Source organism: Bradyrhizobium sp. BR2003 (assembly GCF_009720285.1).
GTDB classification, from domain to species: Bacteria; Pseudomonadota; Alphaproteobacteria; order Rhizobiales; family Xanthobacteraceae; genus Bradyrhizobium; species Bradyrhizobium elkanii.
In genome coordinates, this window is the sequence record NZ_SMYJ01000014.1 from 292,095 (window position 1) to 315,885 (window position 23,791).

The 23,791-nt window shown below is 64.5% G+C and carries 20 protein-coding genes and 1 tRNA gene; 8 read left to right on the plus strand and 13 right to left on the minus strand.

Features of this window, described 5'->3' with window-relative positions:
* Nucleotides 1-5: 5 nt before the first annotated feature.
* From E2I15_RS09830 to E2I15_RS09845, 4 genes are all read left to right on the plus strand, one after another.
* On the plus strand, nucleotides 6-908 hold the full coding sequence (locus tag E2I15_RS09830) for a DMT family transporter (RefSeq protein ID WP_137479636.1): 903 nt from the start codon (nucleotides 6-8) through the stop codon (nucleotides 906-908).
* 85 nt (nucleotides 909-993) lie between these two features.
* Nucleotides 994-1,674, plus strand: coding sequence for a site-2 protease family protein (locus E2I15_RS09835; protein ID WP_137479635.1), 681 nt, complete (start codon nucleotides 994-996; stop codon nucleotides 1,672-1,674).
* Between the two features lie 101 nt (nucleotides 1,675-1,775).
* Nucleotides 1,776-2,183, plus strand: a complete 408-nt coding sequence (locus E2I15_RS09840; RefSeq protein WP_170991585.1) for a hypothetical protein — start codon at nucleotides 1,776-1,778, stop codon at nucleotides 2,181-2,183.
* Between the two features lie 196 nt (nucleotides 2,184-2,379).
* The gene (locus E2I15_RS09845) at nucleotides 2,380-3,615 is read left to right on the plus strand and encodes an ABC transporter substrate-binding protein (RefSeq protein WP_137479633.1); all 1,236 of its coding nucleotides are present in this window, start codon (nucleotides 2,380-2,382) and stop codon (nucleotides 3,613-3,615) included.
* A gap of 52 nt (nucleotides 3,616-3,667) precedes the next feature.
* Here E2I15_RS09845 and E2I15_RS09850 read toward each other — a convergent pair whose 3' ends face one another.
* The 7 genes from E2I15_RS09850 to E2I15_RS09880 all read right to left on the minus strand — a co-directional run bounded on the left by E2I15_RS09850 (nucleotide 3,668) and on the right by E2I15_RS09880 (nucleotide 10,310).
* Entirely contained in the window at nucleotides 3,668-4,462 is a 795-nt protein-coding gene (locus E2I15_RS09850) for an energy transducer TonB (RefSeq protein WP_137479632.1), read from the minus strand.
* A gap of 11 nt (nucleotides 4,463-4,473) precedes the next feature.
* Nucleotides 4,474-4,938 (minus strand): TonB system transport protein ExbD, encoded by a 465-nt coding sequence (gene exbD / locus E2I15_RS09855; RefSeq protein ID WP_137479631.1) that lies wholly within the window; start codon nucleotides 4,936-4,938, stop codon nucleotides 4,474-4,476.
* 3 nt (nucleotides 4,939-4,941) lie between these two features.
* The gene (gene exbB / locus E2I15_RS09860; protein ID WP_137479630.1) at nucleotides 4,942-5,961 is read right to left on the minus strand and encodes a tonB-system energizer ExbB; all 1,020 of its coding nucleotides are present in this window, start codon (nucleotides 5,959-5,961) and stop codon (nucleotides 4,942-4,944) included.
* A gap of 3 nt (nucleotides 5,962-5,964) precedes the next feature.
* Nucleotides 5,965-6,654 (minus strand): Fe2+-dependent dioxygenase, encoded by a 690-nt coding sequence (locus tag E2I15_RS09865; RefSeq protein WP_137479629.1) that lies wholly within the window; start codon nucleotides 6,652-6,654, stop codon nucleotides 5,965-5,967.
* Between the two features lie 20 nt (nucleotides 6,655-6,674).
* A complete protein-coding gene (locus tag E2I15_RS09870; RefSeq protein ID WP_137479628.1) occupies nucleotides 6,675-9,239 on the minus strand; it encodes a TonB-dependent receptor in 2,565 nt (854 codons plus the stop codon).
* A gap of 243 nt (nucleotides 9,240-9,482) precedes the next feature.
* Nucleotides 9,483-9,722: a hypothetical protein gene (locus E2I15_RS09875; protein WP_028344615.1), complete on the minus strand. Its 240-nt coding sequence runs from the start codon at nucleotides 9,720-9,722 to the stop codon at nucleotides 9,483-9,485.
* A gap of 126 nt (nucleotides 9,723-9,848) precedes the next feature.
* Complete coding sequence (locus E2I15_RS09880) at nucleotides 9,849-10,310, minus strand: MarR family winged helix-turn-helix transcriptional regulator (RefSeq protein WP_016841339.1); 462 nt, start codon at nucleotides 10,308-10,310, stop codon at nucleotides 9,849-9,851.
* A 184-nt stretch (nucleotides 10,311-10,494) separates the two neighbouring features.
* On the opposite strand from E2I15_RS09880, the gene E2I15_RS09885 reads away from it, so the two are divergent.
* Genes E2I15_RS09885 through E2I15_RS09895 form a run of 3 tightly spaced genes read left to right on the plus strand, consistent with a single transcriptional unit; the run spans nucleotide 10,495 to nucleotide 15,422 of the window.
* Nucleotides 10,495-11,664 (plus strand): efflux RND transporter periplasmic adaptor subunit, encoded by a 1,170-nt coding sequence (locus E2I15_RS09885; protein WP_137479627.1) that lies wholly within the window; start codon nucleotides 10,495-10,497, stop codon nucleotides 11,662-11,664.
* Nucleotides 11,661-14,807 carry an efflux RND transporter permease subunit gene (locus tag E2I15_RS09890; RefSeq protein WP_137479626.1) on the plus strand — a complete coding sequence of 1,049 codons (3,147 nt, stop codon included), beginning with the start codon at nucleotides 11,661-11,663 and terminating at the stop codon, nucleotides 14,805-14,807. Before E2I15_RS09885 ends, E2I15_RS09890 begins: the two co-directional genes overlap by 4 nt.
* Nucleotides 14,808-14,864: 57 nt before the next feature.
* Nucleotides 14,865-15,422: an invasion associated locus B family protein gene (locus tag E2I15_RS09895; RefSeq protein WP_137479625.1), complete on the plus strand. Its 558-nt coding sequence runs from the start codon at nucleotides 14,865-14,867 to the stop codon at nucleotides 15,420-15,422.
* A 27-nt stretch (nucleotides 15,423-15,449) separates the two neighbouring features.
* On the opposite strand, the gene E2I15_RS09900 is transcribed toward E2I15_RS09895, so the two are convergent.
* The 3 genes from E2I15_RS09900 to E2I15_RS09910 all read right to left on the minus strand — a co-directional run bounded on the left by E2I15_RS09900 (nucleotide 15,450) and on the right by E2I15_RS09910 (nucleotide 18,781).
* Nucleotides 15,450-15,857, minus strand: a complete 408-nt coding sequence (locus E2I15_RS09900; protein WP_137479624.1) for a GNAT family N-acetyltransferase — start codon at nucleotides 15,855-15,857, stop codon at nucleotides 15,450-15,452.
* Between the two features lie 174 nt (nucleotides 15,858-16,031).
* A tRNA-Gln gene (locus tag E2I15_RS09905) sits at nucleotides 16,032-16,105 on the minus strand.
* A 180-nt stretch (nucleotides 16,106-16,285) separates the two neighbouring features.
* Nucleotides 16,286-18,781 (minus strand): penicillin-binding protein 1A, encoded by a 2,496-nt coding sequence (locus E2I15_RS09910; RefSeq protein WP_137479623.1) that lies wholly within the window; start codon nucleotides 18,779-18,781, stop codon nucleotides 16,286-16,288.
* A gap of 543 nt (nucleotides 18,782-19,324) precedes the next feature.
* On the opposite strand from E2I15_RS09910, the gene E2I15_RS09915 reads away from it, so the two are divergent.
* Nucleotides 19,325-19,660 (plus strand): hypothetical protein, encoded by a 336-nt coding sequence (locus tag E2I15_RS09915; RefSeq protein WP_244435761.1) that lies wholly within the window; start codon nucleotides 19,325-19,327, stop codon nucleotides 19,658-19,660.
* A 363-nt stretch (nucleotides 19,661-20,023) separates the two neighbouring features.
* On the opposite strand, the gene ggt is transcribed toward E2I15_RS09915, so the two are convergent.
* The 3 genes from ggt to E2I15_RS09930 form a co-directional block, all read right to left on the minus strand.
* A complete protein-coding gene (ggt, locus tag E2I15_RS09920; RefSeq protein ID WP_137479622.1) occupies nucleotides 20,024-21,760 on the minus strand; it encodes a gamma-glutamyltransferase in 1,737 nt (578 codons plus the stop codon).
* A gap of 83 nt (nucleotides 21,761-21,843) precedes the next feature.
* Nucleotides 21,844-23,343 carry an amino acid permease gene (locus E2I15_RS09925; RefSeq protein WP_170991584.1) on the minus strand — a complete coding sequence of 500 codons (1,500 nt, stop codon included), beginning with the start codon at nucleotides 23,341-23,343 and terminating at the stop codon, nucleotides 21,844-21,846.
* Nucleotides 23,344-23,489: 146 nt separating this feature from the next.
* A partial coding sequence (locus E2I15_RS09930; RefSeq protein WP_155262292.1) for a BA14K family protein occupies nucleotides 23,490-23,791 on the minus strand: 302 nt, incomplete at its 5' end.

The window sequence follows — 23,791 nt, forward strand, 5'->3', positions numbered from 1 at the left end:
ACGGAATGGGCGAGATCTGGGGCGTGTTGGCGGCGGTGGCATCGAGCGCACTGGGCGGCACTTCGATCGGGGCGACGCGGTTTCTGGTTGGTGCCATCGACCCGCTGGCGACCGGCGCGTTCCGCTTCGGCATCGGCGTCCTGCTGCTGCTGCCGTTGGCACTGCTGCAACGCCGGAGCTGGCCGACGCCGCACGACTGGCTCGGCGTTGCCGGCCTCGGCCTGCTGTTCTTTGCGGCGTTTCCGGTCCTGTTCAACGCCTCGCTGATCTTCACCACCGCCGCGCGCGGCGCGCTCGCGCTGTCGACGCTGCCGCTGCTGACCATGCTGGTCGGCGCGGTGCTGGGCGCCGAAGCGCTCACCGCGCGCAAGACCGCAGGCGTCCTGATCACCATCCTCGGCGTCTCGATGGCGCTGCTCTCCGGCCTCGCCGCGGCCCCGCCTGGCGCCTGGCGCGGCGACCTCTTGATGATCGCCGCCGCGCTGTGCATGGCGCTCTACAGCATCTGGTCAAAACCCTATATCCGCCGCTCCGGCCCGATCCCCTTCACCACGCTCGCGATGGCGGCCGGGGCTGTTGTCCTCATGACAGCGTCGCTGCTGCGCGGCAGTTTTGCGCCGGTTGCCGATTTCGGCGCGCCGCAATGGTTCGGCGCGATCTATCTCGCCGCTTTCGGCGCCGCGCTCACCTTCTATCTGTGGGCCCTCGCGCTGGAGCGGACGACGCCGACCCGGGTGGCGATCTCGGTCACCGTCAATCCGATCGCGGCATCGCTGGTCGGCGCAGCGCTGCTCGGCGAGCCGCTGAGCTGGAATCTTGTGGCCGGCATCGTCACCGTCTTCGCCGGCATCTGGATCGCGACCACCCAGCCGCAACTGGCGCATGCGGTCGCCCCCGATCTGCGCTGACCTGCGGCAACACTCGCCGGCAGGGCCTGCAGCAAATCCGTGCTAGCCTGAGGTCCGGTCCGAGCGAACCCAAGGCGGCATGCCATTGAACATCTCCCTCTATGACATCTCCGTCTGGGTATTGCCGGTGGTCATTGCGATCACGTTTCACGAAGCCGCGCACGGCTTCGTCGCACACCGGCTCGGCGACGACACCGCCTGGCAGCTCGGCCGCGTCAGCTTCAACCCGCTGAAGCACATCGATCCGTTCGGCACGCTGATCCTGCCTGCGGTGCTGTTGTTCGCCCATTCGCCGTTCCTGTTCGGCTATGCCAAGCCGGTGCCGGTGAACTTCCGCAAGCTCAATCATCCCAAGCTCGACATGGTGTGGGTGGCGCTGGCCGGCCCGGCGACCAACATCATCCTGGCGATCGCCGCGGCGCTGGCATTCCACGCGCTGCCATTGGTGCCGGCCGATGCCGCAAAATGGACCGCGGACAACCTGAAAAACGCCTTCCTGATCAACATCGTGCTCGCGATCTTCAACATGATGCCGATCCCGCCGCTGGACGGCGGCCGGGTCGCGGTCGGGCTGCTGCCAAGGCCGCTGGCGATCCCGCTCGCCCGGCTGGAGCCCTACGGCATGCTGATCCTGATCGGCCTGTTGATCCTGCTGCCGGTGATTGGCAGGCAAGTCGGCCTAAATCTTGATGTTATTTCAACGATACTGCGGACTCTGACCGGCTATGTAATCAACGCCCTTCTCCTCGTTACCGGAAACACATAGCCTTTGATTTAGCGCATGATCTGACCGGACATCGGTGCCACTTTCCGGATCATGGGCAAGGACGGGAACGCTTCGAGGCCATGGTGATCAAAGCTGCCGATATGCTGATTGCACGACGCGCCGACACCCGCGCGCGGGCCGACTTTGCGACCTGGAAGATGATGGCCAAGCTGAACGGCGCCTCCGCCTTGCCGCCCGAGGCGCAGAATTTCCTGGCCATTTACAACAAGCTGCTGGGACAGATGAGCGAAGCCGACGCCGGCGAGGCGACCATCCAGGAGATGTACCGCACCTACTATGTCGAGATGGGCGGTGCCGGCAAAGCGCCGGAGGTTCCGGCGCGCACGCGCGAGCCGGTCGCCGACAGCGGCAACGTCACGACGTTCCGCCGTCTGCCCGCCAAGAAGACGAGCGCCTCCGACCCGAATGCCAAGCGTCCGATGCCGGTGGCACTGATCTTCGCCTGCCTCGTCGTGGTCTACGTCGCGATCCGGTACTACTGGAAATAGCGCCGTCCACGCTTCACACTATCCGCGTCTGATAATCGACCTGCCCGCGCCGCGGCATCCCGTCGCGCGTCACCGGCTGCGCAATCGCCGTGGCGTGGAATATCGCGCGCGAGCGATCGCGCCGGCGCTCTAGGCGATGCGCCCGATGCCGGGCATAATGCGGAACTCAAAAAAACAAAATCATACTGGAGGAAAGATGAAGCGTTCCATTGCAGCCTCGGTCGCGACGGCCTTGGTCATGACCACGGGTCTCGCGTTCTGCGACGACGCGTCGGCGCAGACGATGGACAAGGTCGCTAGGGTCGGCGCCCTCGGCGATCAGTCCGGCCTCTATCAGGATATCGGCGGTCCCGGCTCGACGGTGGCGGCGCAGATGGCGATCGAGGATTCCGGGCTGCTGGCGAAGGGCTGGAAGATCGATCTGATCTCGGCCGATCACCAGAACAAGCCCGATGTCGCCGTCAACATCGGCAAGCAGTGGATCGATGTCGAGAAGGTCGACGTGTTCGTCGATCTCGCGGCCTCCAATGTCGGGCTCGCGATTGCCAACCTCTCGAAGGAGAAGAACGTCGTCAACCTGAACTCCGGCTCCGCCTCGTCCGATCTCACGGGCGCGCAGTGCTCGCCGAACACGGTGCACTGGGTCTACGACACCTACATGCTCGCCAACGGCACCGGCAAGGCGCTGGTCAAATCCGGCGGCGACAGCTGGTTCTTCCTCGCCGCCGACTATGCGTTCGGCCAGGCGCTCGAGCGCGACACCTCGGCCGTGGTCACCGCGAATGGCGGCAAGGTGCTCGGCAGCGTCAAGCATCCGCTCAACAATGCCGACTTCTCGTCCTTCCTGCTGCAGGCGCAAAGCTCGAAGGCCAAGATCGTCGGTCTCGCCAATGCCGGCGGCGACACCACCAACGCGATCAAGCAGGCCGCGGAATTCGGCATCGTCTCCGGCGGCCAGCGGCTTGCCGGCATGCTGCTGTTCATCACCGACATCAATGCGCTCGGCCTCAATGTCGCGCAGGGCCTGAACTTCACCGAGACGTTCTACTGGGACATGAACGACCAGACCCGTGCCTTCACCAAGCGTTTCATGGAGCGCTTCAAGAAGAACCCGCCGACCATGGTGCAGGCCGGCGTCTATTCGTCGCTGATCCACTATTTCAAGGCGCTGGAGGCGCTCGGCGGCAATCCGCATGACGGCCGCGCCGTGGTCGCCAAGATGAAGGAATTGCCGACCGACGATCCGCTGTTCGGCAAGGGCTCGATCCGCGTCGACGGCCGCAAGATCCACCCGGCCTATCTGTTCGAGGTCAAGAAGCCGTCGGACTCGAAATATCCGTGGGACTATTACAAGCTGGTCGCCACCATCCCTGCGGACGAAGCCTTCCTCCCGCTCGAGAAGAGCGTCTGCCCGCTGGTAAAGAAGAGCTGAGGCAACGTCATTCCGGGGCTCGCGACTTCGGCGCGCCCCGGAAGGACAACAACTACTTCTTCGGCTTGTTGTAATTGACGTCGAGGCTGAACGAGAATTGATCCTCGGTCAGTCCGGCCGGCGGCGCCGGGACCGGATCGGAACGGTGGACCATCGAGATCGCCGCGTCGTCAAAGGCGGCATCTCCAGACGATTCCAGCACGGCAACCGACAACACCTTGCCGAGGCGGTTCAGCACCAGGGCGACCTTTACCTTGGCCTCCTTGGCCTTGCCCTTCTCCGGGAATTTCTTGTGCAGGTCGAGATAGGCGCTGATCTTCTTGCCCCATTTGGCGGTCAGCAGCAGCTTGTCCTTGCCGATGCCTGGGTTGGGCGCCTTGGTGGTCTCCGACTGACGCGCGTCCTGCAGCTTGGTGGGTGAGCGGTCCTCGTGCTGCTCGGAGGGATCCTGCGTTTCGGTTTGAACCTTGGCGACCTGCGCCTCCTCCTCCTTCGGCTTCTTGCTATTATCCTCCGTGACGACGCGATCAGCATCCTCGGTCTCAGTCGGCTTGGCCTGGGGAAGATCAGTTTCCTTCACCTCGGCCTTCTGCTGCATCATTTCCGGCGTAGCTTCCTGTGCGCGGTCCAACGGACCAGGCGGCGCCGGGTCATCCTCCTCGCTTGCCGAGGCAAGCTCGACAGCATATTCCGCGCCGGCAGCGCCGAGCCCCTCGTCGCCATCGTCGCCGCGCAAATTGGTCAGCGCCAGCGCGGCACCGCCCAGATGCAGCCCGACCGCCGTCACGGCAGCGATCACCCAGAGCCGCTTCGAGGTCCGCAGGTCGAGATCGGGGTTGGTGGACATCGCGTTCGCCGTCAGGGTTTGGCCGGATCGGCCTGCGCGGCTGCGGGCGCTCCCGGAACGCCCTCGAGCGCGACCAGCTTCACATGGGTGTAGCCGCCGGCGCGCAACAGCTCCATCACGCCCATCAGCTCGCCATAGGGGACCATCCGATCGGCCCGCAGGAACACGTATTTGTCCCGGCTCATGTCGGGCACGGCATCCAGCGAATTGACCAGGTCGACGCGCTTCACCGCGTTCTCCCCGATCGCCAGCGTGAGATCCGGCTTGATGCTGACATAGGTCGGCTTGTCCGGCTTCTTCTGCGGCGTCGCGCTGGAGGTCGGCAGATCGATCGGAAGATCGACGGTCGACAGCGGCGCCGCCACCATGAAGATGATCAGCAGCACCAGCATGACGTCGATGAACGGCGTGACGTTGATCTCGTGCGATTCCGCGAAATCGTCGTCGCCATCGTTCTCGGAGATCGAGACCGCCATCGCCTACTCCGCCGCCGTTGCGCGCCCATGCGCGCCGTGCGGAACGTCGCCATGGGTGCGGTCAAGGTCGCGCGACAACAGCCGTCCCGCGGCGCCCGAGGCGCGGTTGACGAGCTCGAGATAGACCTTCGTGACGCGCGAGAAGTGGTTGTAGATGATCACGGCCGGGATCGCCGCGACGAGGCCGATCGCGGTCGCCAGCAGCGCTTCGGCGATGCCCGGCGCCACCACGGCAAGGTTCGTGGTTTGCGACTTCGAAATGCCGATGAAGCTGTTCATGATGCCCCAGACCGTGCCGAACAGGCCGACGAAGGGTGACGTCGCGCCGATGGTCGCGAGCAGCCCCATGCCGACGCGGATCTTGCGGGCTTCGGCGCGCACGATCTCGGCGAAGCTCGACGCCGCGCGCTCCTTGATGCCGGCATCGCTCGAGATGCCCGCCGACAGGCGCCCCTCGCGCATCGCAGCTGCGATGAACGACGACAGCACGCTGCCCTTGGCACCGAGTGCGAACTGCGCTTCGGCCAGCGACCGCGATTCAGCGATCTTGGCGAGCGCGCCGCGCAGCTTGCGCTGCGCCACGGTCAGCTCGACCATCTTGGCGATGAATACCGTCCAGGTCACCAGCGAGGCGAAAGCGAGACCGAGCATCACCGCCTTCACGATGATGTCGGCGTTCAGGAACATATTCCACGGCGACAATTCGTGCAGGCCGGTCGAGGTCGACTTCAGCGACTTGCCCTCGCCGCCCGCGGCAGGCGTCACATCGAGTGCTGCCGGAGCCGGAGCCGCGGGAGCAACCTGCGCTTGCGGCGCCGCGGGCTGGGCCACCGGCGCGGGTTGAGCAGCCGCCGCAGGCTGGGCAGCCGGCGCTTGAGCCGCCGGTGCGGGCTGCGGCCGGGTCAGGGGCGCGGGCTGCGCTGCAGGCGCCGATTGCTGCTGCGCCGAAGACGGCGCGGCCAGCATCAGCATCGCCAGCGAGGCGATCATGGCGGATGCAGCGGGGAACTTGAATGTCATCATCAGTTACACTTCAGCCCAGTGACGGATCAGATTGTGATAAATCCCGGTCAATTTGACCGTTTCGGGGTCATCGCGCCCCAGCCGCTCCATCAGAGCCTGGATCGCAGTATCGAGATCAAAGATTAGGCTGCGCGCGTGTGCATCCCGTACCATGCTCTGCAGCCAGAAAAAAGACGCTACCCGCGTCCCCCGCGTAACCGACGTGACCAGATGCAAGCTGGAAGCAGGATAAACTACCAGATCGCCCGCCGGCAGCTTGATTTCATGCGATCCGTAGAGGTCTTCGATGACGAGCTCGCCGCCGTCATAGTCCTCCGGCTCCGATAAAAACAGCGTGACCGAGAGGTCGGTGCGGATCCTCATGCCGGTCAGCCTGTCGCCGCGCACCGCATTGTCGACGTGCAGGCCGAAATGGTGCCCGTCGCTGGCGGCATAGCGGTTGAACAAGGGTGGAAAGATTCTAAGCGGGATCGCTGCCGAGATGAAGCGCGGGCTCGCCGACAGCGCCGACAGGATACGGTTGCCGAGCTGCCGCGCGACCTCGCTGTCGGGCGGCAGCTGCTCGTTGCGCTTGACCATCGCGGACGCGGCGCCGGCGGTCGAGCGGCCGTCCTCCCATTCGGCTTGCGCCATGATGCGGCGGAAGTCCGCCACATCAGCCTTGCTCAATACGTTGGGAACACAGACCAGCATCTGTCGCCGCGAAGCCTCCGTCAGTAACGCGCAGAAACAACCAGATACGCGGCGCGTCCCGGCGCTTCGAGCACGAACGGCGCCGCACTCTGGTACAGCGCGTCGTAGTAGCGCTTGTCGAAGATGTTGTTGACGAACAGCTTCATCGTCCAGTGCTTGTCGATCTTCGCTTCGGCAAAGGCGTCGAAGCGCCAGTAGCTCGGGATCGAGGTGCCCTGGTTGGCCGCGAGCAGCGTGCCGCCATAGACCTTCGAGCGGTACACCGCCTGCCCGCCAACCTCCCACATGTCGGTGAGCTGGTACTTGGTCAGCATGCTGAACGACTGGTGCGCGACGTTGGCGAGCGGCAGTCCGACATTGCTGGAATACAGGACGGTGTTGGCCGGCGGCGCCAGCGACCTCGTCACTGCCGACTGCATCAGCACGAGACCGCCGAACACGCTCCACTTGTCGGTGATCTTGCCGCCGACGCCGAGATCGATGCCGCGGATGCGGTAAGCCGCGCCCGCGGTGATGCAGGAGATGTTGCCGGTCGTCCCGGTCGGATAGGAGCAGCCGAGCGCCGCGGCCGCGGTTGCGTTGTTCACGTTCTGCGATTCGCGCGCATTTTCCTTCTCGGTCTGGAACAGCGCCGCCGTCACCAGCAGATGACGATCGAACAATTCCCACTTGGTGCCGACTTCGATCGCCTTGTTTTTTTCCGGCCCGAAGATCTGGGTATTGCCGCCGTTCAGTACGGGAGACAGGCCGCCATACGCAGTGCTGGTGCCGTCGAACTCGGCGCCGACCGGGTTCGACGAGGTCGCATAGGCCGCATAGACGCTGCCGTTCGGCAACGGCTTCAATGTGAGGCCGAGGTTGAAGTTCGGCATCCCGAAGTCGGCCGACTGACTGCCGAATGTGGTCCTGTTGCCCGACGTCAGATATCCGGACGTGTTGATCTTGTAGTCGTCGTAGCGGATGCCGCCATTGAGGATCACGAAGTCATTGTAGTTCGCAGTATCCATGATGTAGCCGCTGGTGGTGTCGATCCCGATCTTGGTCGGCATCCCGGACAGCCCCGACGGAATCGGGAATGGAATGTTGGTGTATTGCGGATTGAACACGCTGACGCCGGAAAGCGATCCGCTTCCCGTGAAAGCCGATGTGCCGGTCGTTATTTCCGAGCTCAGGCCGAGATACCTGTCGATCGAGGACCGCTCGTTGTCGTATTCGACGCCGGCCGTCGTCGTGTGCTTGAAGCCGAGCCCGTCGACCGACTTGTAGGTCGCCTCGGTCTGGTTGGCGAACACGTCGGTGACCTGGTAGCGGCTTTGCGGATTGGCGCTCAGAGTATACGCCGTGAACGGAGCGCCGGCGGCCAGCGTCGGCGCTTCCGGCAGCGTCCCGATGTAGTTCTGGGTCGAACGCGATTCCCGGATCTTGTTGCTGACGACGAGGTCCGGCGTGATCTGCACCTCGGCATTGATCGTGCCGATGTCCTGCCCGGTCCTGAAGAAGTCGCGGTTGACGAAGCCGTAGAAATTGTTGCGGTTGACGCCGAAATCCGGGAACGGGCCGCCGGCCGTGCTCGCGGTGCTCGGCCGGTAGTACGGCACGCCGAAATCCGGGATGCCGGTGAGCTCGGTATGGATGTAGTTGCCGGTGATCTTCACCGCGTCGACCGGCTTCCACGTGCCGGCGACGAACGCGCCATTGCGGTCGTCGGTGACATAGCTGCGGCCGGCGACGCCGGCATCCTGGAACAGGCCGCCGGCGCGGATCGCCAGCGTCGGGCTGATCACCTGGTTGACATCGAGCGTCACCCGCTTGGTGCGATCGGTGCCGAACGTGGTGTCCATGTTGTAGAAGCTGTTCTGCGTCGTCGCCTGCTTGGTGACGATGTTGATCGCGCCGCCGGTGGTGCCGCGGCCTGCAAAGGACGAGCCCGGGCCGCGCAGGATCTCGACCTGCTCGGTGAAGAAGTTCTCGCGGACGCTGACGCCGGAGTCGCGCACGCCGTCGATGAAGATGTCGTTGCGTGCGTCGAAGCCGCGGATGAAGAAGCGGTCGCCGAAGGCATTGCCGCCCTCGCCCGTGCCGAGCGTGACGCCGGCCGTCGACAGGATCGCCGACTTCAGCGATGTGGCGTTCTTGTCTTCGAGCACGTCCTTGGTCAGCACCGTGACTGATTTCGGCGTGTTCAGGATCGGCTCGGGATATTTGCCGGACGACTGCAAACGATCGCCCTTGTACGGCGCGGCCGGATCCGCATAGGGATCGCGGTCGGCGGGAAGACCGCCGGCGTTGGGAAACGGCACCGGCGCCTGTGCCTGCTGGTTGTTGCGGCGCGCGGCACGGCGCAGCGCGTTGCGGGCGCGGACCTGCTCCGCGGTGGGCTTTGACGTCACCGGCCGCGGGCGAGCGACCGGGGCATCGACATTCACCGGCGGCAGGTTGGATTGCTGCGCTTCGGCCCCCGAAAACGACGCCACCGCGATCAGGCTCGCGACCGCGGAGACCTTCGTGGCGGAATAACCGGTGTCATCAGCCGAACCGATCGCTGCATCAAAGCGCAACGATCTTGGCGCCTTCATATTGCTCATGTCTTGCTCGCCCCAGAAAAGTCAGCCCGTTCGCGAAATGAAGCTGCGACGAACTGTCTCTTTCGGTTATCGAGCGTGACTTTTTTTATCAATGCGACGAGCGCAACAATCGGCTTGAATCGCCCCAATTCAAAGCGATTCTAATCTGCGGTTTGAAACCGTTCTAAACTGAAGTTTGTAAGCGTTCTAATAATCGTTCTAAATCGGTGCGCCGCTTGCGGTGCTGTCCATGCGTCCACGCGATCACTCGGCGCTTGGTGGCTTCATCAGCGAAAACAGCTCGTCGATCGTCCGCTGCGCGACCTGCCGTACGCGGTCGCTGTTCTCGAGGCCGGCGATATTGACGCCGTTGACGACCGCTTTGATCTCGTCGCGGAAGTCGGTGAGAAAACGCAGCGGGTCCCGCTGCTCGTTGGCGACGCGCGCGATCAATCCTGTGACCAGGATCTGGCATGCCATCATGCGCCCGTTCAACTCATCCATTGCGGCCCTCGTCCTCTCGCATCGTCGCTGCGCGATATGAACGACATCCCGCGGCGTTTCAACCGGCTCGCGCAAGCTGCAACAGATGAACCGATGGAGAGCAGGATCCGCGCGCGATGAGATGCGCTATTTCGCGGCGATGCGCTCGGCCTCCTCGCCGAGCGCCTTGATGCGATCCTTGACCTCGCGCAGCGTGGCGAGGCCGCTTTCGACATGCTTGTCCGAGACGTCGCGCAACACGTCGCCGGCGATCGCATCGCGCAGACTGTCGAGATCGTCGACGAGGCGGCGCCCGCTCCTGGTCAGGAACAGGCGATTGGCGCGGCGATCCCTTGGATCGGGACGCCGTTCGAGCAGGCCATGCTCGACGAGGCGGTCGAGCAGCCGCACCAGCGAGATCGGCTGCAATTCGAGGACGTCGGCGAGATCGACCTGGGACAGTCCCTCCTGCTCGCGCAGGCGGAAGAGCACGATCCATTGCGCGCGCGTGGTGCCTCGCGCCTTGGCGCGATGATCGATATAATTGCGCAGCAGCCGGGAACTCTCGACGAGCTGCGCGATAAACTGGCGTTTGAGATCGAGCGACATTAGGGGTCCTCGGTGCGTTTCCCAGGCGAAATGTTTCTGCTCGTTTCTGACCTAAACCTTTCCAAATGTTTAGGATTCTCAAGCCTTGGTGTGTTTACACATTAAGTGCACGCATATTATATCCGCAAGCTCTGTGAACCGTTTCGATCACTCTTTAATTGTTACGTCGAACCCAAGAGTCCGCATGTCGAAGTCACGCATCATCGGTTGGGTTTTAGTGATCGCTGCGGTCGGCGCCGCCGGTTATTTCGGCTGGCAGAAACACACGAGCAACCAGCAGGCGGCCGAAGCCGCGCAGAAGCGCTCCGCCCAACGCCCGGCCGTTCCCGTCAAGATTTCGCCGGTCGAGAAAGCCGACTTCCCGGTCTATCTCACCGGGCTCGGCACCGTGCAGGCGTTCAACACCGTCCAGGTTCGCACCCGGGTCGACGGCCAGATCACCAGGATCGCCTTCAAGGAAGGCCAGTTCGTCAAGGCGGGTGACACGCTGGTCGAGATCGATCCGCGGCCCTATCAGGCGACGCTCGACCAGGCCAAGGCCAAGAAGGCCCAGGACGAAGCCAATCTCGCCAACGCCAATCTCGACCTGCAGCGCACCACGAGGCTCGGCGAGTTCGCGACGCGCCAGCAACTCGACACCCAGCGCTCCACGGTGGCCCAGCTGACCGCCCAGATCTCGGCTGACGAGGCCGCCATCTTCAACGCCCAGACCCAGGTGGACTACACCACCGTCAAGTCCCCGATCGACGGGATCGTCGGCCTGCGACTGGTCGATATCGGCAACATCGTCAATGCCTCGGCCCAGACCGGCATTGTCACGATCACCCAGATCGAGCCGATCACGGTGATCTTTACCGCGCCGGAAGACCAGTTGCCGGATATCAAGGCGGCGCTGGCGGTGGCGCCGCCCAAGACCATTGCCCTGACCACCGATGGCAAGCGGGTGCTGTCCACCGGAACCCTGGCGCTGATCAACAATCAGGTCGACACCACGAGCGGGACTGTCCGGCTGAAAGCGGTGTTTGATAACAAGGACCACGCGCTGTGGCCGGGCCAGTCGGTCTCGACCCGGCTTCTGGTCAGAACCTTGAAGGATGCCACCGTCGTCCCGGATGATGCGGTGCAGCATGGCACCGATGGCCTCTACGCGTATTCAGTCAATCAGGAGAACAAGGCCGAGCTTCGCAAGATCAAGGTCAGCCAGTCGATCGACGGCAAGTCGGTGATCGACGAGGGCCTGTCGCCTGGACAGCAGGTGATCACCGCGGGCCAGTACAAGGTCTCGCCGGGAACCCTGGTGACGACGGCGGTGGCGAGCTCGGATCCTTCCCAGTCGAAGGTTACGCAGGAATGAGCGCCGGAATTTCCGCACCATTCATTCGTTTCCCCATCGGCACCTCGCTGCTGATGGCGGGCATCCTGTTCGTCGGTCTCGTTGCCTATCCCCTGCTGCCGGTCGCGCCGCTGCCGCAGGTCGACTTCCCCACCATCCAGATCACCGCGACCCTGCCCGGCGCCAGCCCGGAGACGATGGCGACCTCGGTCGCCCAGCCGCTGGAACGCCAGTTCGCGCAGATCCCGGGCATCGCGCAGATGACCTCGACGAGCTATCTCGGCACGGCGGCGGTCACCATCCAGTTCGACCTCAACCGCAGCATCGACGGCGCCGCCAATGACGTGCAGGCCGCCATCAACGCAGCCAGCGGCCAGTTGCCGAAAACCCTTCCCTCGCCGCCGACCTACCGCAAGGTCAACCCGGCCGACTCGCCGATCATGCTGCTGTCGGCGACATCGGATACGCTGCCGCTGACGACGGTCAGCGATGCCGTCGACGCCCAGCTGGCCCAGCAGATCAGCCAGATCTCGGGCGTTGCGCAGGTCATCATCGGCGGCCAGCAGAAGCCGTCAGTTCGCGTCCAGATCGACCCGGCCAAGCTCGTCGCCAAGGGCCTGTCGCTGGAGGACGTCCGCGCCGCGATCAACATCGCCACAGTCGACAGTCCGAAGGGCAATATCGACGGCGCCACCCGCGCCTATACCATCTACGCCAACGACCAGTTGCTGACGGCGAGCCCGTGGAACGACGTCATCATCGCCTACCGCAATGGCGGGCCGCTGCGGATCCGTGACATCGGCCAGGCCGTCACCGGACCCGAGGACGCCAAACAGGCCGCCTGGGCCAACGGCAAGCGCGGCGTATTCCTCGTCATCTTCAAGCAGCCGGGCGCCAACGTCATCGACACCGTCGACAAGATCAAGGCGACGCTGCCCCGGCTGGTCGCCGCGATCCCGACGGCGATCAAGATCGACGTCATCAGCGACCGCACCACCACGATCCGCGCGGCGGTCGAGGACGTCCAGTTCACCCTGCTGTTGACCATCTTCCTGGTCGTGATGGTGATCTTCGTCTTCCTGCGCAGTTTCTGGGCGACCGTGATCCCGACGGTCACGGTGCCATTGGCGCTGCTCGGCGCCTGCGCGCTGATGTGGGTGTTCGGCTACACGCTCGACAATCTGTCGCTGATGGCGCTGACGATTGCGGTCGGCTTCGTGGTCGACGACGCCATCGTGATGCTGGAGAACATCAGCCGCTACATCGAAGAGGGCGAGAAGCCGATGGCCGCCGCCTTCAAGGGCTCGCAGGAAATCGGCTTCACCATCGTTTCGATCAGCATCTCGCTGGTCGCAGTGCTGATCCCGCTGCTCCTGATGGGCGGCATCATCGGCCGCCTGTTCCGCGAATTCGCGGTCGTGCTGGCGATGACCATCTTCGTCTCGATGTTCGTGTCGCTGACGCTGACCCCGATGATGGCCTCACGCTTCCTGCGCGCCCACAATGACGAGAAGCACGGCCGGTTCTACCAGCTGAGCGAGCGCGGCTTCGACGCCATGCTGCGCGGCTATCAAAGCGTGCTCGACCTCGCCTTGCGCTGGAAGTTCACGACGCTGATGATCTTCTTCGGGACGCTGGCGCTGTCGGTCTACCTGTTCGTCATCATCCCGAAGGGCTTCTTCCCGCAGCAGGACGTCGGCCTGATCACCGCGACCTCGGAAGCCAACCAGGACATCTCCTTCGCCGACATGAAGCGGAAGCAGGAGGAGCTCGGCAGGATCGTGCTGCAGGATCCCGCGGTGGCGACCGTGGCGATGGCGATCGGCGGCAGTGGCCGCGCCGGCAACAACGGCGCGATGTACATCACGCTGAAGCCGCTGAAGGATCGCGACGCCAACGCGCAGCAGGTCATCGCCCGGCTGCGGCCGAAGCTGGAGAAGGTCGAGGGTGCCCGGCTGTTCATGCAGGCGGCGCAGGACGTCCGCCTCGGCGGCCGCCCGACCCGCACCCAGTTCGAATTCACGCTGCAGGATGCCAACCTCGCCGAATTGAACGAATGGGCGCCGAAGATTCTCGGCAAGATGCAGACGCTGCCGCAGCTGCGCGACGTCGCCACCGACCAGCAGACCAACGGCACCACGCTCGAGCTGAAGATCAACCGCGACACCGCCTCGCGCTATGGCATCCAGCCGCAGCTGATCGATGACACGCTCTATGACGCGTTCGGCCAGCGCCAGGTGACGCAGTACTTCACCCAGCTCAACAGCTACCACGTCATCCTCGAGGTGTTGCCCGAGCTGCAGGGCGCGATCGACACGCTTAACAAGATTTACATCAAGTCACCGCTGACCGGCGAACAGGTGCCGATCTCGACCTTCGCGACCTGGACCAGCGTGCCGGTCCGGCCGCTCTCGATCAGCCACCAGGGCCAGTTCCCGGCGATCACCATCTCGTTCAACCTGGCGCAGGGCGTTGCGCTCGGCCAGGCGACGGAAGCGGTGCAGAAGGCGATGGTCGACCTCGGCGCGCCGCCGACCCTGAGCTCGAGCTTCCAGGGCACCGCGCAGGCGTTCCAGCAATCGCTATCGACCGTGCCGCTGTTGATCCTCGCGGCGCTGGTGGTCGTCTACCTGATCCTCGGCATTCTCTACGAGAGCTACATCCACCCGATCACGATTCTGTCGACGCTGCCGTCGGCCGGCGTCGGCGCGCTCGCGATCCTGATGGCGGCCGGCTTCGACTTCTCGCTGATCGCGCTGATCGGCATCATCCTGTTGATCGGCATCGTGAAGAAGAACGGCATCATGATGGTCGACTTCGCGATCGCGGCCGAGCGCGACCAGCACATGGAGCCGGTGGCGGCTATCCGCCAGGCCGCCCTGCTCCGCTTCCGCCCGATCATGATGACGACGATGGCCGCCTTGCTCGGCGGCGTGCCGCTGATGCTCGGGACCGGCACCGGCTCGGAAATCCGCCAGCCGCTCGGCTACGCCATGGTCGGCGGCCTGATCGTCAGCCAGGCGCTGACGCTGTTCACGACGCCGGTCGTCTATCTCTATCTCGACAAGCTCTCCAACGCGTTTGCCAACTGGGGCCGCTCGCCGCCCGCCGACCACGACGCTGACGACGGCGAGCATGGATCGGTCAAGCAGGCCGCCGAGTGACTTGACTTCGCCGGCATCCCGGCACATCCGAAAGATGGTCATTTCGGAGCCGGTATCGTGAAGATTGTCGCAAAGTCGCTCTTCGTCGTCCTGTTGACCGCGTTCGGCACGGCACACCCTGGCCACGCCCAGACGCCGAAGAGCAAGAACGCGCCTGCTCCGGCAGCCGCGCCCGCCGCTCCTCAAGCCGATGCGGCAGCTCCGAACAATTCCGGCTGGGTCGCGCGCTGTACCAGTGCGAGCCGCGACGCCCCGCTCGAATGCGCGATGGAACAGACCGCCGTGCTCACCAAGACCGGCCAGCTCATCGTGCTGGTCAATATCCGCGTTCCCGGCGACACCCGCACACCGGTGGCGCTGATCCAGCTTCCGCTCGGGCTCAACCTGCCTGTCGGCGCCAAGCTGCAGGTCGACGACGGCAAGGCCGTCGACGTGCCGATCCAGACCTGCGAGGCACGCGGCTGCTACATCAACACGCCGATCGCCGCCGACGTCCTGACCGAACTGAAATCGGGCAAGCAGCTCAAGGTGTCGTTCCAGAATCTCGGCAAGGAAACCATCTCCATCCCGATGCCGCTCGCCGACTTCGCGACGGTCTACGACAAGATCAAGTAACTCGGCCCAGCGTCCCAGCCGTCATCACTATCGCTCCCGCTTGTAGAGGAACGCGTTGTCCGGCTGGGGCATGCCGATGGTCTTGTAGAACCCGATCGAGTCAGGCGCCGACAACAGCAGGCACATCGATTCAGGTCCGGCGAGGCGCCGCGTTTCCGCGATCAGGCGCTTGCCGATGCCATGTCCCTGGTACCCGCTATCGACCGCAAGGTCCGACAAATAGCAGCAATAGGCGAAATCGGTCAGCGCGCGCGAGACGCCGACAAGCTTGCCCGCCTTCCGCGCCGTCACAATCAGATTGGCATTGGCGATCATGCGCTCCATCCGATCGATATCCGCCAGCGGTCGCCGCTCGCCGAGGCCCGACTGCCGCAACACCTCGATGAACTCGTCGACGCCGATCGACGCTTCGCGGGCGTAGAGAATTTCGTCCATCACCTTAAACCTCTGTCGCAACGGGCCGGACCACACGCGCGAGACCATGGTGGATTACGCCGGACTGATCCACCCTCATGCCGTGATGGCATACATCGCGTCCTGCATCAGGCGCAGGCCGCGCCCGGCAATCTCGTCGACATTTCAGAGGATGACCGCACCACCGAGACAGATTGGCTGGGGAACCTGGATTCGAACCAAGACAAACAGAGTCAGAGTCTGTTGTGCTACCGTTACACCATTCCCCAAGAATAATCCGTTGTATCAACAGCTTAGCTGGATGACTGGACATCTCGGCGCAGCGGGTTCGCCTGCCAAATCAGCGCCCGCGCGAGAGCGACCTTCTACCCGCTTGGTTGTGGGCTTGGCAAGCATTGTTGGCAGGGAATGAGCGTAAAATCACCGCCCGAAGGCCTTGCCAAGAAGCCTCAGTACAGCCCGCCCGTCCCTGACCGCAGCACGGCCCGATCGGCGTCCGGCGAAATGCCCTGCTGAGTGCCGTCGATCACATCGGTGCCGGCGACCATCCCGGGATCATTGAACGGCGGCGCCTGGCCCGGCTTGAAGGCTTCGAGCACCACGCCCCTGTTCTGGCCGGGCGCGGCGCGCTGGCCGGTCTTGGCATCGACCAGGACCAGCCGGATGCCGACCGGCTGCTTGAACGGGGTAGCGGGCTTGTCGGCCAGCGCGAGCTTCAGGAAGTCGCGCGCGATCGGCGCTGCGGTGTGGCCGGCCTGCGCGTTGCGGCCGAGCGAGCGCGGCTTGTCGTAGCCGACATAGAGACCGACCACGAGGTCCGGCGAGAAGCCGACGAACCAGAGATCCTTGGCCTCGTTCGAGGTGCCGGTCTTGCCGGCGAGCGGCTTGCCGACGTCCTTCAGCGCGGTACCGGTACCGGCCTGAATCACGCCCTCCATCAGCGAGGTGATCTGGTAGGCGGACATCGCATCGAGCACCCGCTCGCGGCGGTCGACGAGCTGCGGCTCCGGCTGATTCTTCCAGCCCTCCGGCGCGTCGCAGCCGCGGCATTCGCGCTGATCGTGCCTGAAGATGGTGTGGCCGTAGCGGTCCTGGATGCGGTCGATCAAGGTCGGCTTCACGCGGACGCCGCCATTGGCGATCATCGAATAGGCCGTGGCCATCCGCATCACCGTGGTCTCGCCGGCGCCGAGCGCATAGGCGAGATAGTTCGGCAACTCGTCATAGACGCCGAAGCGCTTTGCATACTCGCCGATCAGCGGCATGCCGATTTCCTGCGCCAGCCGCACGGTCACCGTGTTGAGCGACAGCCGCAGCGCGTTGCGCAGCGTCACCTGGCCCTGATACTTGCCGGTGGAGAAGTTTTCGGGCCGCCAGATGTTGCCCTGCCCCTGGTCGATCTCGATCGGCGCGTCGATCATCATGGTCGATCCGGTGTAGCCATTGTCGAGCGCCGACGAATAGACGATCGGCTTGAAGGTCGAGCCGGGCTGCCGATAGGCCTGCGTCGCGCGGTTGAACTGGCTCTGGTCGAACGAGAAGCCGCCGACCATCGCCAGCACGCGGCCGGTGTGCGGATCCATCGCCACCATCGCACCCGACAGTTCGGGGATCTGACGCAGCCGGTACTGGCCCTCGACGCGCTGCCCGTCCTTGCTGAAGAGCGGGTCGGCGTAGATCACGTCGCCGGGCTGCAGCACCTGCGCCACCGATGTCGGCGTCTTGCCCTTGTACGGGCCGGAGAGCGCCCTCGCCCATCTGACGCCCTCGAGCGTGATGATGCCGGTCTCGCGCTGCTTGCTGATGGCGCCGCCGAGCTCGCGGCCCGGCTGGAAGCCGATCCGCGCCGACTGGTCGTTGCTCTCCAGCACCACCGCCATCCGCCACGGCGAGATGTCGGACAGCGACTTGATCTCGGCGAGCGGCACGCCCCAGTCACCGGACAGGTCGAGCTTCTGGATCGCACCGCGATAGCCCTGCTGCTCGTCATAGTTCACGAGTCCCGTGACCATTGCCTTGCGCGCCATCACCTGGATCTTGGGATCGAGCGTGGTGCGCACCGACAGGCCGCCCTCATAGAGCTTCTTCTCGCCGTAGCGTTCGAAGATGTCGCGGCGGACTTCCTCCGAGAAATATTCGCCGGCGAAGGTGTGCGCGCCATTGCTGCGGTTGGTGACGGTCAGCGGCTCCTTGCGCGCCTTGTCGGCGTCGGCGGCGGTGATCCAGCCGTTCTCCTGCAGGCGGTCGATCACGTAGTTGCGCCGCTCGACGGCGCGCGCGCGGTTGCGCACCGGATGCAGGCTCGCCGGCATTTTCGGCAGCGCCGCCAGATAGGCCGCTTCCGCGACCGTCAGTTCATTGACGGACTTGTCGAAATACACCAGCGAGGCCGCCGCGATGCCGTAGGCGCCAAGGCCGAGATAGATTTCGTTGAGATAGAGCTCGAGGATCTTGTCCTTGGAGTAAGCCCGCTCGATTCGCATCGCCAGCAAGGCTTCCTTGATCTTGCGGGTGAACGACACCTCGTTGGTCAAAAGGAAGTTCTTGGCGACCTGCTGGGTGATCGTCGAGGCGCCCTGCGGCCGGCGGTTGGAACCGAAGTTCTGGATGTAGGCGACGCCGGCGCGCGCCATGCCGGTGTAGTCGACGCCGCCATGCTCGTAGAAATTCTTGTCTTCGGCGGCAAGGAACGCGTTGATCACGAGCTTCGGCACCGCCTGGATCGGCAGATAGAGCCTGCGCTCCTTGGCGTATTCGCCGAGCAGCGAGCCGTCGGCGGCGTGCACGCGGGTCATCACCGGCGGCTCGTAGTTCTGAAGCTGCGAATAGTCGGGCAGGTCCTTGGAGAAATGCCAGAACAGCCCTGCGACCGCGGCCAGACCAGCCAGGAACAGGATGGTGCCTGCGGTGAACAGGAACCCGAAGAACCGCAACAGAAATTTCATCGACCAGATTTCCGTGGCGAATACGTCGCTCGTTCTGAGCGCGCTGCGTGCCACTTAGGCCGCCCGGTATATCGGTCGCTCCATGGACCTGCAATTCAACACCGGAGAATTAAAGCGAGCCAGGCGTCAAACTTATGCCATAGAGCCCGGCTCGCGCCCGCGGCCAAATCGGCAGACCTCGTCGACTGGCGCTATCAATCTCCGCCGCAGTGCTGCGCGATTCGCGCGCCGCGCCGAATGGCGCTGCTGTCTCGCTCCGCTTGCGTGGAGAGCATGTTACGAAAGAAAAGCGCGGGCGAGACGGATCGATTCCCCCATCCGGCTGCCGATTTGGGTGCTGCGACATCAGAAACCGGTGGACAGGGCCGGCGCGCCAATCACATTAAGGATTTGTTAACTATAACTACCGCAAGTTGTTGGCATACACCGACTCGCGACGGGCTGATTTGGATGGCACTGCGCGGATTTAGACGGCCTTTTGCGGCCGACCCGAATGTCCTTGGATTTCCAAGACCACCCACATCGGCCATGGGCACAGAAGCCTTGGACCTCGTCTATCAGGCGGCGGATTTGTTCCGCAGCATAGAGGACAGGGCCCGCGCCGGCGAAGCCCGCGCCGAGGCCGCCGAACAGGCGCAGCTCGAAATCATCGCCGCCACCGAGCGCAAATTGAGGGACGCGTCGCGGGCGCTCGAGGAAGCCCGCCGCCGCATCGAGTCCCAACAGGAGCAGCTCGATGCGGCCGAATTCCGGGCCCAGGCCGCCGAGGCCGAGGCGCGCGAAGCCAAGCAATCCCTGGCCCTGGTCGAAGACGCGATCCGCCGGCGCCTGCTGCTGACCAGCGGGCACGACGACGGCAGGTCAACGGCCGTCGCCTGACGCGCGGCAGGCCCGGGCGCAGCGCTGCTTGATTGCCCGACGGCAAGCCCGGATGAGCCAAGCGATATCCGGGGTCTAGGGACCCGCATGTCGCGGAGCCTGTCATCGGGCGCGCATTCGCGCGACCCGTTGGCTGATGCGGGCTACCGCTACCGCACAATTTCGGATTATTAGAAGAATATCCCTGAGTTGCCCGACATGTCAAGTTGCTTGGTCGAACGCCCGCCGCCGCTGTCTCCTTTGCATGGGGTTGTTTTCGATATTTTGGCAGCGCGCCTGCGACGGCCCAATAACTTCATATTGCTTTGGCTATCGTCCGGGACCCGCATGTCGCTTCGCCGTGCGGGCTACCGTTCATCACAATCAATAGCCGGCAGCGAGCCCCGAATTGCGGCGCGGGTCGTTCGCGCCGTAGAAGCGGTTGCTGCCGACCGGCTTGCCGCCCAGCGACGGCGCGCCGATGATGATCACCGCGAGGTGGTTTGCCGGCTGCGGCGGGCCGAACTTGTGGCCCATGCCTTCCAGGATCTTCCGCGTGTCCGGCGACAGCGTGTAGTCCTCGAGGTTGGTCGCCTCGGGAAGCCACTGCTGGTGGAAGCGCGGCATGTCCACGGCTTCCTGCGCGTTCATGCCGTAGTCGATGGCGTTGATCATGGTCAGCAGCACGGCAGTGATGATGCGGCTGCCGCCCGGGGTACCCATCACGATGACCGGCTTGCCGTCCTTGGAGACGATGGTCGGGCTCATCGAGGACAGCGGACGCTTGCCGGGGACGATCGCGTTGGCCTCCCCCTGCACCAGCCCATACAGATTCGGCACGCCGACCTTGGCGGTGAAGTCGTCCATCTCGTCATTCAGCAGCACACCGGTCTTGGCCGCCGTCACCTTGGCGCCGAACCAGTCGTTCAGCGTGTAGGTGACCGACACCGCGTTGCCGTCCCTGTCGGCAATCGAATAATGCGTGGTGTTGTTGCCCTCATGCGGCGGAACGCCGGGCTTGATGTCCCTGGAGACGCCGGCCTTTGCCGGGTCGATCGCGGCACGGATCTGCGCGGCGTAGGTCTTGTCGAGCAGGCGCTCGAGCGGATTCTTCACGAAGTCCGGATCGCCGAGATAGCTGTTGCGGTCGACATAAGCGTGGCGCATCGCCTCGATCTGGTAGTGCACCGCCTGCGCCGAATGGTAGCCGAGCTCCTTCAGCGGATAGCCCTCGAGGATGTTGAGCATCTCGCAGATCACCACGCCGCCCGAACTAGGCGGCGGCGCCGAGACCACGTGGTAACCGCGATAGTCACATTCGACCGGCGCCAGCTCGCGAACCCTGTAATTGTCCAGATCCTCCTGCGTCAGCAGGCCCTTGCCGCCCTGGCTCGCGGCGACGATCGCCGCACCGACCCAGCCCTTGTAGAAGCCATCCGTGCCGCGCTTGCTGATCTCGCGCAGCGTCTCGGCAAGTTCGTGCTGCACCAGCCGTTCGCCGACCTGGAACGGCTTTCCATTGTTGAGAAAGATCGCGGCCGAGGGCGGATCCTGGCGAAGATCGTCGACCGCAGAATCCAACATCTGAATGTCGCCGCGATCGAGCACGAAACCGTCCTCGGCGAGTTGCAGCGCCGGCGCGATCACGTCGGCGCGCTTCATGGTGCCGTATTTCTCGCGCGCATATTCCATTCCCGCGACCGAACCGGGCACGCCGACGGCGAGATGGCCCTTGGTGGAGAGGCCGGCGACAATCTTGGCTTCCTTGTCGAGATACATGTCGGCGGTGGCGCCCTTCGGCGCGGTCTCCCGGAAATCCAGGAAGGTCTTGCGGCCATCGGCGAACTGGATGGTCATGAATCCGCCGCCACCGAGATTGCCGGCGGCGGGATAGGCCACTGCAAGCGCATAGCCAACGGCGACCGCCGCATCGACCGCATTGCCGCCCCGCTTCAACACCTCGACGCCGACCTGCGTGGCAAGATGTTGCGCCGACACCACCATGCCGTTCTCGGCAGCGACTGGCGCAACCGACGCCGCATGGCCGGGACCAGGCGCCATGATGGCGATGGAGACAAGCGCGGCGACCATCCACCGCGCGCGTGCATTTAGATTTTTCATGAAGCCTCCCGGGACCTGCGCCGGCTGTCGCGGCTTGCGGCGCTATCTCAACGCGTACATCTAGCAGGCCGCACGCGCGCGCACTATAGGCCCGCGCGGTCCCCGCCGCTCGCCCGCAGCCGGCTGTGCCGTCTGCCATAGGCCGCATAGATCACCAGCCCGATCATTAGCCACACCGCGAGCCTGATCCAGGTGTCGAGCGGCAGGCCGAACATCAGGAACAGCGAGGTTGCAGCGGCAGCCGGGGCCACCAGCCAGATCGCCGGCGCCTTGAACGGACGCGGCAATTCCGGATCGCGCACGCGCAGCACCAGCGTGCCGATCGAGACCACCGTGAATGCGAACAGCGTGCCGATCGAGACCAGTTCGCCGACCAGTCCGATCGGCAACAGCCCGCCGAGAAGAGCGGCGACGGTGCCGGCGAAGATGGTCGAGACATAGGGGGTCTGGAAGCGCGGATGGATTTTGGCGGCAAAGCCCGGCAGCAATCCGTCATGCGCCATGGCGCGAAAGATCCGCGGCTGCGCCAGCAGCATGATGAGGATCACCGATGTCAATCCGAACAGGATGCCGAGCTTGATGAACGGACCGAGCCAGCCGATGCCGACCGCGTCGATGCCGACGGCGATCGGATCGGGCACGCTGAGCCGGTCATAGGGCACGATGCCGGTCAGCACGAATCCGACCGCGACATAGAGCGCGGCGCAGATCACGAGCGAGCCGAGAATGCCGATCGGCATGTCGCGCTCCGGCGTCTTCGCTTCCTGCGCCGCGGTCGAGATCGCATCGAAGCCGATATAAGCGAAGAACACCACCGCCGCACCGCGGACCACGCCGGACCAGCCGAACACGCCAGGACCGGCATTCGGCGGGATCAGCGCGCCCTCCGGGTTGCTCGCCGTCACCCAGTTCGCCAGCGTCACCGAGGAGGCCGCGGTGGCGAGAAACAGCGCGATCACGACGAGCTTGACCACGACGACGAAGCTGGTGAAGCGCGCGGACTCGCGAATACCGACCACCAGCAGCGTGGTCACGAAGGCGATGATCGCCATCGCCGGGATGTTGATGACCGCACCGGTCGACGACCACGCGCCGGTGTTGACGTCGTAGGCGAGCGGCGCCGAGGTGAATTGCTGCGGCAGGTTGATGCCGAAATCGCGCATCAGACTGACGAAATAGCCGGACCACCCGACCGAGACCGCGATCGCGCCGACCGCGTATTCAAGGATCAGGTCCCAGCCGATGATCCAGGCGATCAGTTCGCCGAGCGTGGCATAGGCATAGGTGTAGGCGCTGCCGCAGATCGGCACCGTCGACGACATCTCGGCGTAGCACAGGCCGGCGAAGGCGCAGGCCACCGCACCAAGCATGAAGGAGAGCGTGACCGCGGGACCGGCATTGGCGGCGGCGGCGTGGCCCGTCAGCACGAAGATGCCGGCGCCGATGATGCCGCCGATGCCAAGCGTGACCAGTTGCAACGCCGACAGCGAGCGCCTGAAGACCGGCGTCTCCGCGTCGCCGTCGGCCCGCGCCGCCTCCTGCAACAAGTCCGAGGTCGACTTTCGGTCCCAGAAACCGGCCAGGGTGTCTGTCACGCCTGATGCCCTCCGCCGCTCGGGTCCGGCGGGACCCGACACGATCGGCAGACTATAACGCGGCTAACGTCCAGTCGTTCGCGCGCCGGGCGAATGCCGGCGCCCTTATCCACCGCCAAGCGCGGTGCACGGCCTTATTGGCAGGAATGGCGGCGGCCGTCGCGGCCAAGGAAGGTGCCGGACGCCGGATCGAATGAACGGTAACGCGCGCAGGCGGAAGATGACTCCGCCGCGGGCATGGCACCGTAGGCGTTCGCCGGATTGCGCCCGCGCTGCGCGGCCTCCTGGGCCTCACCCCATGGCGTCAGGGCGCCGCCGTTGATCGCGCTGCGCCCGGGATTTTGCGCGTCGAAATATGCCGGCTCCGACATCTGGGCCGCGACCGGCGTGAACGTCATTCCCACGAGCAGCACAACGGCTGCAACGGCCTTGAATC